Source organism: Rhizobium laguerreae (assembly GCF_019778565.1).
GTDB lineage: Bacteria > Pseudomonadota > Alphaproteobacteria > Rhizobiales > Rhizobiaceae > Rhizobium > Rhizobium laguerreae.
This window is the reverse complement of sequence record NZ_JAAXQT010000004.1, coordinates 498,022-508,740: the sequence shown is the minus strand read 5'-3', so window position 1 is coordinate 508,740 and position 10,719 is coordinate 498,022. Positions and strand designations below refer to the sequence as shown.

The window sequence follows — 10,719 nt, the reverse complement described above, 5'->3', positions numbered from 1 at the left end:
CAGAACACAAACCAGCAATCGCCAATCCGCTTGAGTTTCACTAGAACGAAAGACTTCGTCGCCAGCAGCGCCGCCGCCCTCGTTCAGTGAGTGGGCTTATAGAACTAACCCTCATAAACAGTCAACAGCGCTTTTCGAAAAAATTGATTTTTCTTTCAAGATATTGTTTTTACGGGAAAAATTTCGGACGACGCGCAAATTCGATCATTTCCCGGATTCCGACCGGCCATACACGGCCACGAAAGATGAACGTCTTTCGACTTTTCGTGGAAAGAACGCTCTTTTGTCCCCCGCGCCCCGACATCATCACAATCTGCTGGTCTTAAGAGACACATGATTCACACAGGCAAATGCAGGCAGACTGCCTTTTTCTGAGTGATTTGACTTCCATGCCCAAAATATGCACATCTTTCGCCCCAGCCAGGATGGCCGATACATGCTCCCACAGACGCCTGATGTAAGGACGCGGACCCGACTGCCATGATGACGGAGAAAATGATGATCCGCTCGTTGGGCAACGAGCCTCCGCTTCTGGCCGACGGCAGACGCGCGCCCGACCGGCGCGAAGTTTCCTTGCGCTGGCTCTCGGGCACGTTCCTCACCGGCATTACATCATCCGTCTTGATGGGTGTCGCCCTTTTTGCCGCACTTGACGGCCGCCAGCAATTGGCGATCCCCGCCGAAGCCTATGCGAGTGTTGCGGCAGACGCGCATGAGGATACGACAGTGGTCCGCGGTGGCCGGCTGATCGCGCCCGCCATCGCCGCAAAACCGTCCGACCGTGCCATCATGGAAGTCTCAACCGTCGTCCACGACGGCGAAAAGGAAGTCGTGCGCCGCCAGCCCTTCGCGCACGTGAAGATGACGCTGGCCGCCAACCATGTGGCGACGGAGGACTATCCCGACTTCGATCCTCTGGCGATCTTTTCCGCCGACGAGCCGCAGCCCGCGCCGCAAAGCCGCACAGGCGCGCTTTACGGCTCCGACGTCGAATCCGAAGTCAGCCTGAAGACCATTCCCTTCCCGACCGGCAAGACCAGCATGCAGATGGCATCCGGCCTGTCGCTTGAGGAGGTCGAAGAGAACGTGCGCTCCAACGGCTCGGTGCTGACGGACGGCAACACGCAGCTCGCAGCCCTTTATTACGTCGATCCGCGTCGTTTCTCCAACGAGGACGCCGATGTCGATCTGACCGCCGGTCTGTCCGCCCGCGTGCTCGAACAGAACATGACCGTCTCCGCATCGGAATCGATCACGCCGCAGACCGAAGAATTCGCCGACGACATCCTGCCGGTGCGCATCGACACGCCGATCGCCAAGGCGCTGACGGAGTCAGGCTATCCGCAGCAATATGCCGACGGCATCGCCGGCTATATCGCGCAGCAACTGGGTTCTGGTGATCTCGACAAGGGCGATGTGCTGCGCATCGGCATCATTCAGAAGGGCGAACAGGCAAAGATCATCCGAGCCAGCGTCTACCGCGGCACGCGCCATCTCGTCACCGTGGCCGTCGACGACAAGGGCAGATACGTGCCCGGCAGTGAGCCGCCGATGCTGGATGCCATCGCCACCGCCTTCGATGACAATTCCTTCGCACCTCCCCCCGGCCAGAACCTGCCGCGCGTCTATGACGGCATCTATCGCGCCGCGCTTTCCTACGGCATGACCAAGGATATGACGGCGCTGATCATCAAGCTGCTCGCCAGCAATGTCGATTTCCAGGCGCAACTGAGGCCGACCGACAGTCTCGAAGCCTTCTTCTCCGTCGCCGACAGCGCCGGTCAGGCGACCGAGGATTCCGAACTGCTCTACGTCAACGCCCGTTTCGGCGATACGCAGACGCGCTTTTACCGCTTCCAGGACCCCGAAGACGGCACGGTCGATTATTTCGACGAGAACGGCAAGAGCATCCGCCAGTTCCTGCTGCGCAACCCGGTTCCGAACGGCATCTTCAAATCGGGCTTCGGCATGCGCCGCCACCCGATCCTCGGTTTCGCCCGCATGCACACCGGCGTCGATTGGGCAGCACCCCGCGGCACGGCAATCATCGCCGCCGGCAACGGCACGGTCGAAAAAGCCGGCTGGGATTCCGGCGGTTATGGCAATCAGACGATCGTGCGCCATGCCAACGGCTATGAATCCTCCTACAATCACCAGAGCGCCATCGCCAAGGGCGTCGTCCCCGGTGCCAAGATCCGCCAGGGCCAGGTGATCGGCTGGGTCGGCACCACAGGGGAATCCACCGGCCCGCACTTGCATTACGAGCTGATCGTCAACGGCACCAAGGTCGATCCGCTGCGCATCCGCCTGCCGGGCGGCAAATCGCTGCAGGGCGAGGCGCTGGCGAAATTCGAAGACGAGCGCAAGCGCATCGATACGCTGCTGAACAACCAGACGCCAGACCAGGTGGCGAGCAAGTAATTTCCATTAAACCGACAAGCTGATGACCCGCCGGTCGTTACTCCCGCCTAACGAAAAATGGCGGCCGAAGCCGCCATTCTCATTCATCCGGCAAACCGTATTTACGCCGCTTCGCTCACCGTCTGCCTTGTCCTGAACTGCAGCCGGTCCGAACCGCTCGTCACCGTCACCGTCGATCCATCCGGCACCTGGCCGGACAGGATCTGCTCGGCCAGCGGATCCTGCACGAACTTCTGGATCACCCGCTTCAGCGGCCTTGCGCCGTAGACCGGATCGTAACCCTTGTTCGCCAGCCAGTGGCGGGCTTCCTCGTCGAGATCGATGACGATCTTGCGCTCGGACAGCAGAGCCACCAGCCGCTTCAGTTGGATATCGACGATCGCGCCCATCTCTTCGCGCTTCAGGCGATGGAAGAGGATGATCTCATCGATGCGGTTCAGGAATTCCGGCCGGAAATGTCCGCGCACGACCTCCATCACCTGCTCGCGAACCGTGTCGCTGTCGTCGCCGTCCCTCAACTGCGTCAGATAATCGGCACCGAGGTTCGAAGTCATGATGATCATCGTGTTACGGAAGTCGACCGTCCGACCCTGGCCGTCCGTCAGACGTCCATCGTCCAGCACCTGCAGCAATATGTTGAAGACGTCGGGATGCGCCTTTTCGATCTCGTCGAACAGCACGACCTGATAGGGCCTGCGGCGCACGGCTTCGGTCAGCGCTCCGCCTTCGTCATAACCGACATAGCCGGGAGGCGCACCGATCAGCCGGGCAACGGAGTGCTTTTCCATATATTCCGACATGTCCATGCGCACCATCGCCGTTTCGTCGTCGAAGAGGAAGCGGGCGAGCGCTTTGGTGAGCTCCGTCTTGCCGACGCCGGTCGGGCCGAGGAAGATGAACGAGCCGATCGGCCGGTTCGGGTCCTGCAGGCCGGCGCGCGCACGGCGGACGGCGCGCGACACTGCCTGAACCGCATCGCCCTGGCCGATCACCGATTTCGCCAGTTCGTCTTCCATCCGGAGCAGCTTGTCGCGTTCGCCCTCCAGCATCCTGTCGACCGGAATGCCGGTCCAGCGGGACACGACATGGGCGATATTGTCCGGGGCGACCACCTCCTGCACCATCGCGCTGCGGTCCCCATCCTGCTTCTCGGCATCGACGAGCTGCTTTTCAAGGTCGGGAATGACGCCGTAGGTCAGTTCGCCGGCACGCTGGAATTCGCCTTTGCGCTGGGCAATCGCCAGTTCGTTGCGGGCATCATCGAGCTGCTTCTTGAGATCGGCGGCAAGGCCGAGTTTCTGCTTTTCCGCCTGCCAGCGGGCCGTCAGCGCATCGGCCTGTTCCTCGAGATCGGTCACTTCGGTTTCAAGCCGCTTCAGACGGTCGGCGGACGCAACGTCCGTTTCCTTTTTCAGCGCCTCGCGCTCGATCTTCAGCTGCATGATGCGGCGGTCGAGTTCGTCGAGCTCTTCCGGCTTGGAATCAACCTGCATGCGCAACCGCGCCGCCGCCTCGTCCATCAGGTCGATCGCTTTATCGGGCAGGAAGCGGTCGGTGATATAGCGGTTGGAAAGCGTCGCCGCAGCCACCAGCGCCGCATCGGCGATGCGCACCTTGTGATGCTGCTCGTATTTTTCCTTCAGCCCGCGCAGGATAGAGATCGTGTCTTCGACCGTCGGTTCGTCGACGACGACGGGCTGGAAGCGACGGGCAAGGGCCGGGTCCTTCTCGACATGTTTGCGATATTCATCAAGCGTGGTCGCGCCGACGCAATGCAACTCGCCACGGGCAAGAGCGGGCTTCAGCAGGTTCGAGGCGTCCATCGCTCCATCCGCCTTGCCGGCGCCGACCAGCGTGTGCATCTCGTCGATGAACAGGATGATCTCGCCGTTTTCCGCCTGGACTTCATTGAGCACGGCCTTCAGCCGCTCCTCGAATTCGCCGCGGTATTTCGCACCGGCAATCAGCGCGCCCATGTCGAGCGCCATCAGCTTCTTGTCCTTGAGCGATTCCGGCACGTCACCGTTGACGATGCGCAACGCCAAGCCCTCGACGATCGCCGTCTTGCCGACGCCGGGTTCGCCGATCAGCACAGGATTGTTCTTGGTGCGGCGCGAAAGCACCTGGATGGTGCGGCGGATTTCGTCGTCGCGGCCGATCACCGGGTCGAGCTTGCCCTCGCGGGCTTCGGCGGTGAGATCGCGTGCGAACTTTTTCAGCGAGTCGAAACCCTGCTCGGCATTGGAGGAATCTGCCGTCCGACCCTTGCGGATGTCATTGATGACCTGGTTGAGGCCCTGGGCCGTCACGCCTGCGTTCTTCAGCGTCGAAAAGGTCGAGGCCGAGGATTCGATCGCCAGCGCCTGCAGCAGGCGTTCCACCGTGACGAAGCTGTCGCCGGCCTTCTTCGCCGCTTCTTCGGCGGTCGAAAGCACCTTGGCGAGGGGTTGTGCCAGATAGATGTTGCCGTTGCCGCCGGAAATCTTCGGCAATTTGGCGACAGCCGCGTCATTGGCCAGGCGGGCGGCCTTGGCATCGCCGCCGGCGCGCTCGATCAGCGACGCCGCCATGCCCTGATCATCGTCGAGCAGGACTTTCAGCACATGTTCCGGCGTGAATTGCTGGTGACCCTGCGCCAACGCATAGGTCTGGGCGGACTGGATGAAACCGCGCACCCGCTCCGAATATTTCTCGATATTCATATTCTACCTCCATGGATCGCCCTGCCCTGATAAGGCGCAGACCGATGATTGAGATCGACCCCCTGAAAAGGCAGGTCGCGCTTTGCCCGTAAGGGATTCGGGCGAAGCAGTTCGAAGAGAATATGGTAGCCTGTTCTGCGAGTTTAAAGAGCCCATAAAATGAAATCCCCGGCACAAGGCCGGGGATTTTCAAGCTAATTCGAGCAGATGGCATGAGAGTCAAGCTCTCCCCGTAGGGGAAGCGAAACCCTCATTCCGATGCGGCGTCAGCCAGCACTGGCGCCTCGGCCGAGGCACCCTCGCCTTCAGCGGCTGTTTCTTCGCCCTCAGCGCCGCGACGCGGGCGACGGGGACGGCTGCCGGTGCTGCGGCGGCGGGGCTGGCGTTCGCGCGGCTGGCCGCCGGCACCTTCCTCGTCCATCGCGACTTCGGCCGGAATGCCTTCGATCTCCGGCTGCGGGCCGGTTCCATCGTTGACCTCGGACTGTGCCGGTGCAGGCGCCTGAGCGGCTACCGGCTTCGGCTGTGCCTGCGGCTGGTGCTGTCTGCTCTGCTGCGGCTGGTGCGACCTGCTCTGCGGTGGCTGGACGATAACGACATCGTCGCCGTCATTGTCATTCTCATTCTCATTGTTGTCCATGTCGTCGCCGTCGCGGTCCGCACCGTCGCGATCATTGTACTCGCCGCGGTCGTCGCGCTGGAAGCGTTCCTGCATCTGCGCCTGGGCGCTGGCAATGATACGATTGTAATGTTCGGCGTGCTGGAGATAGTTCTCGGCCATTACGCGGTCGCCGGAGCTTTGGGCGTCGCGGGCGAGCTGCGCGTATTTTTCGGCGATATGCTGCGCCGTACCGCGAATCTTCACATCGGGGCCGGAGCTGTCATAGGACCGGGTCAGCGGATTGCCGCCCTTGCGGTTGAAATTGTTGTTATTGTTATTTCCGCCGCCGCCGCCGCCGTTATTATTGTTACCACGCCCTCGACCGCGCTTGTTCTGCTGTCCTGGCCTCATAGATCGTTCACCTGAATTCTCTGTTTGTGATGGATACATGGCACCAACCGCCATGACCGGAAAACCGGATCAGGACCTTTGTGCCGCGAGCATACTGCGCCTTTGCGCCGACCTGCCGCTTGGTTCTCAAGTCAGTTTGACTGATTCACGCATTGGGTCGTGTTCAACCGTTGAAACTCTCGTTTAAAAGAGCGGCCCCCCGAGGCAAACCAAGTACCGAACGAATCTCGTTCATTCCTCTCTGCCCAACACGTGACCGCAACCTATATTGCTTCACCGGGAAATCCAAGCCTTTTCTTCGCAATAACAATAATGTCTCGTCCAATGCCGCATTATCGTCTTTCACGCGAGCGCGAACACGAGCACCCTGTCGTTCTGACCATAATCTTTCACGGATTTGAGGCACCTGAAGCCTTTCGCTTCAAAGATCGCCGTCACGTCGTTTCGTTGATCGTAGCCGATCTCCAGTCCGACGACCCCATCGGGCCTGATGAACCTTGCCGCATCCTTGGCTATGGCTTTGTAGCCGTCAAGCCCATCCGGGCCGCCATCCAGAGCCGCAGCCGGATCAAATTTAGTCACTTCGGGAGCGAGATCGTGAATGACATTGGAAGCAATATAGGGCGGATTTGAGACAATCGCGTGAAAGGATCCCTGGATGTTCTCGAACCAATTTGACTGTACGGCCTCAAAACGATCCTGCAACCCGTTTCTTTCTGCATTCGATCTTGCCATCAAAAGTGCGTCCGCCGATATGTCGCTGCCGACACCTGACGCATCAGGACATTCGCTCAAAAGCGCAAGGCATATCGCCCCGGTCCCGGTTCCCATGTCAAGGATATGGAGACGGCTTTGCGCCTTTGCAAGGTCTTGGAGATAGATCAGAACCGTATCGACCAGGATTTCCGTATCCGGCCGCGGTTCCAGCGTTTCCGCCGAAAGCCGAAGCGGCAGGCCGTAGAATTCCCGCACGCCGAGAATGCGATGCACCGGCTCATGACCGAGCCGCCGCTCCAGTGCCTTGAAAATCACTTCGGCCTGCTCGGAAGAAAGCCTCTCGGCCGATCGCGTCAACAACTCGGTCGGCGACAGTTTCAGAAGGCCCGCGACAAGCAGCCGCGCATCGGTCGCCGGGTCGACGATACCTGCTTCGGTGAAGCGGCGGCGCGCTTCGGCAAGTATATCGGCGACCGTCGAGCTCATTGTTGCTCGCCGAGCTGCGCCAGCTGGCTGGCCTGGTAGTCGGCCATCAGCGCGTCGACGACCTCCTCGATCTCACCTTCCATCATCCGGTCGAGCTTATAAAGCGTCAGATTGATGCGATGGTCCGTTACCCGCCCCTGCGGGAAATTATAGGTGCGGATCCGTTCCGAGCGGTCGCCGGAGCCGACCTGGCTCTTGCGATCGGCAGAGCGCTCGCTATCGGCTCTCTGCCGCTCGGCATCGTAGAGCCTGGAGCGTAGCACCTGCATCGCCTTGGCGCGATTTTGGTGTTGCGATTTTTCCGAACTGGTGACGACGATGCCGCTCGGCAGGTGGGTGATGCGCACCGCCGAGTCCGTCGTATTGACGTGCTGGCCGCCCGCACCCGAAGAGCGCATCGTATCGATGCGGATGTCTTCAGCCCGGATCTCGATGTCGATCTCCTCGGCCTCCGGCAGCACCGCAACCGTTGCGGCCGACGTATGGATACGCCCGCCCGCCTCGGTTTCCGGCACGCGTTGCACGCGATGCACGCCGGATTCGAATTTCAGCTTGGCAAAGACCCCCCTGCCGGTGATCGTCGCAATGATTTCCTTGTAGCCGCCGGCTTCGCCCTCGCTTGCCGAGAGCACCTCCACCTTCCAGCCCTTTTCCGCCGCAAAGCGCTCGTACATGCGAAACAGATCGCCGGCGAAAAGGGCGGCTTCCGAACCGCCCGTGCCGGCGCGGATTTCGAGGATCGCGCTCTTTTCGTCGGCTGCGTCCTTCGGCAGAAGCAGGATCTGCATCTCCTGTTCCAGCGCCTCGATCTGCTCTTTCACCTCGGGCAGCTCCAGCTCGGCGAGGTCGCGCATCTCGCGGTCGACCGATCTGTCCTCGAGCAGCGTTTCCAAGTCGGCAAGCTCGGCGACGGCCTTCTCATAGACGCGGATCTTCGTCACGACAGGCTGCAGCTCGGAATATTCGGATGCGAGCTTCACATAGACATCGGCAGCCGGACCAGCCGACATGCGCGCCTCGATCTCGCCGAAACGGCGTTCCAGTTCGCGCATCTTTTCAACGGGAAGCTTCGCCACCCTTCACTCCGATTCTTCTTTTATCTGTCTAAAGGGGAATATTGTGGCTCTCGGCGAAGCGGGCAAGCACCTCGCGCATCGGCATCAAGGCATGGTGATCGTCCAGCACCTCGTCCATCGCCTTCGTCAGTGCCCCGACGTCGAGCCCGAGCAGCATCGCCTTCACCGGTCCGATCGAGGCCGGCGACATCGAGATCGAGCGGAAGCCAATGCCGAGCAGCGCCATCGCCGAGATCGGTTTGCTGGCGAGTTCGCCGCAGAGCGTCACCGGCGTCTTGTTCCTGTCCGCCCCGCGCACGATATCGCGCAGGATGCGCAAGAACGGTTTGCCGAGCGGATCGAACCTGTCCGAGACCCGTGCATTGCCGCGATCGACCGCCATCGCGAACTGGAAGAGATCGTTCGAGCCGACCGAGACGAAATCGACCGCCTCCATCAACTCGTCGAGCTGCCAAAGCAGTGCCGGCACCTCCAGCATCGCCCCGAATTGCAGCTTGCGCGGCAGCCCGTGACCGAAACGCGAGAGATGCTGCACTTCTTTCTGCAACAGCTCGCGCACCATCTTCAGCTCGGAAACCTCGGTCACCATCGGCACCATCAGCTTCAGCTCGGTGTCGGCCGATGCCTTCAGCAGAGCGCGCAACTGGGTGCGCAACAGCCCCGGCCGGTCGAGCGATAGCCGGATGGCGCGCCAGCCGAGGGCGGGATTTTCTTCCTCATGGCCGCGGAAATACGGCACGACCTTGTCGCCGCCGATATCGAGCGTACGGAAGGTGACAGTGCGGCCCGCCGCCTGCTTAATCACATTGCGATAGAACTGCTCCTGCTCCTCCGCCTTCGGCATGGTGGAGGCGATCATGAACTGCAGCTCGGTGCGGAAGAGTCCGATCCCCTCGGCACCCGATTCCGAAAGCTGCGGCAGGTCGACCAGCAGCCCGGCATTCATCATCAGCGCGATCCGCTGCCCATCCTTGGTGACCGGCTCGACGGCGCGCAGCGCCCGGAACTGCTCCTGCCGCCTGGCCCGGAAGCGAACCTTTTCCTCGTAGGAACGCCGGTGATCGGCCATCGGCCGCAGATGCACATGCCCCTCGTCGGCGTCGATGATCACAGCATCGCCGTTCTCGGCGAGCGCCACCACGCCCGCCGCCTGGCCGATGACGGGAATGCCCATGGCGCGCGCGACGATTACCACGTGGCTCGTCACCGCCCCTTCTTCCAGCACCAGCCCACGGACATTAGAACGCGGATAATCGAGCAGTTCGGCCGCCCCCATCGCGCGCGCCAGGATGATCGCATCGCTGGGGAAACCTTCGGCGGTCGTCCGGCCGGTATAGCCGGTCAACTGCCTGAGCAGCCGGTTCGCCAGATCCTCGAAGTCATGCATGCGTTCGCGCAGATAAGGGTCGGTCAACCGCATCATCCGCGCCTTGGTGTCGCTCTGCACCTTCTCGACCGCCGCTTCCGCCGTCAGGCCGTTGCGGATCGCCTCCTCGAGCTTGCGCACCCAGCCCTGGTCATGCGCGAACATGCGATAGGTCTCGAGCACCTCGCGGTGTTCACCCTCCATCGACACGTCGCGACGCGACAGCATGTCGTCGATCGAAATCCTGAGCGAGCCCATGGCTTCGGCCAGCCGCCGGATTTCCTTCTCGGCATCCTCGTTCAACAGGTTGGTGACGACGATGCGAGGCTCGTGCAGTACGACGTAACCGAGGCCGATGCCGTCATTATAAGTATCGCCGTCGACAGTGACCGAACGCGTCAGGTCGAGTTCGAGGCCGGGCTTGGTGATCTTCTTGAGCTCGCCGGTGGCGATCATCTCTGCAAGCACCATCGCTGTCGTCTCGAGCGCTTCCACCTCTTCCTCGCGATAGTTGCGGCTTGCCTTATTCTGCACGACGAGAACGCCAAGCGAGCGCCCGGTCCTGAGGATCGGCACGCCGAGGAAGGAATGGTAGATTTCTTCGCCCGTCTCCGGCAGGTAGCGGAAGGCAGGGTGCGACTGCGCGTCGGAAAGGTTGAGCGGCTGGGCCGAGGCCGCGATGGTGCCGACCAGGCCTTGCCCCATCTTCAATTGCGCCAGGTGCACGGCTTCGCGGTTGAGGCCTTCGGTCGCATAGAGTTCGAGTACGCCGTCGGCGCGCAGCACATAGACGGAGCAAACCTCCGCCACCATGTTGCCGGCGATCTGGCGAACGATCCGGTCAAGACGCTCCTGCGGCTCCAGCGGCTCCGCCATCAACTCGCGCAGCCGCCTGAGCAGCACGCGCGGACCGCCGGAAAGGTCTCTCATGGCGTCTCA

Annotated in this window: 6 protein-coding genes; 1 reads left to right on the top strand and 5 read right to left on the bottom strand. The window is 61.5% G+C overall.

Annotation, left to right across the window (positions count from 1 at the left end; genetic code table 11):
* Positions 1-480 precede the first annotated feature (480 nt).
* Complete coding sequence (locus HFO71_RS16445; protein WP_077977731.1) at positions 481-2,421, top strand: M23 family metallopeptidase; 1,941 nt, start codon at positions 481-483, stop codon at positions 2,419-2,421.
* Positions 2,422-2,522: 101 nt separating this feature from the next.
* On the opposite strand, the gene clpB is transcribed toward HFO71_RS16445, so the two are convergent.
* The 5 genes from clpB to ptsP form a co-directional block, all read right to left on the bottom strand.
* Entirely contained in the window at positions 2,523-5,123 is a 2,601-nt protein-coding gene (clpB, locus tag HFO71_RS16440; protein ID WP_131640800.1) for an ATP-dependent chaperone ClpB, read from the bottom strand.
* A gap of 250 nt (positions 5,124-5,373) precedes the next feature.
* Positions 5,374-6,135, bottom strand: coding sequence for a DUF4167 domain-containing protein (locus tag HFO71_RS16435; protein WP_077977733.1), 762 nt, complete (start codon positions 6,133-6,135; stop codon positions 5,374-5,376).
* A gap of 342 nt (positions 6,136-6,477) precedes the next feature.
* Positions 6,478-7,338, bottom strand: a complete 861-nt coding sequence (gene prmC, locus HFO71_RS16430; protein WP_077977734.1) for a peptide chain release factor N(5)-glutamine methyltransferase — start codon at positions 7,336-7,338, stop codon at positions 6,478-6,480.
* A complete protein-coding gene (gene prfA, locus HFO71_RS16425; RefSeq protein ID WP_027666756.1) occupies positions 7,335-8,414 on the bottom strand; it encodes a peptide chain release factor 1 in 1,080 nt (359 codons plus the stop codon). The genes prmC and prfA overlap by 4 nt, the downstream gene beginning before the upstream one ends.
* A 28-nt stretch (positions 8,415-8,442) precedes the next feature.
* Complete coding sequence (ptsP, locus tag HFO71_RS16420; RefSeq protein WP_077977735.1) at positions 8,443-10,710, bottom strand: phosphoenolpyruvate--protein phosphotransferase; 2,268 nt, start codon at positions 10,708-10,710, stop codon at positions 8,443-8,445.
* Positions 10,711-10,719: the final 9 nt, after the last annotated feature.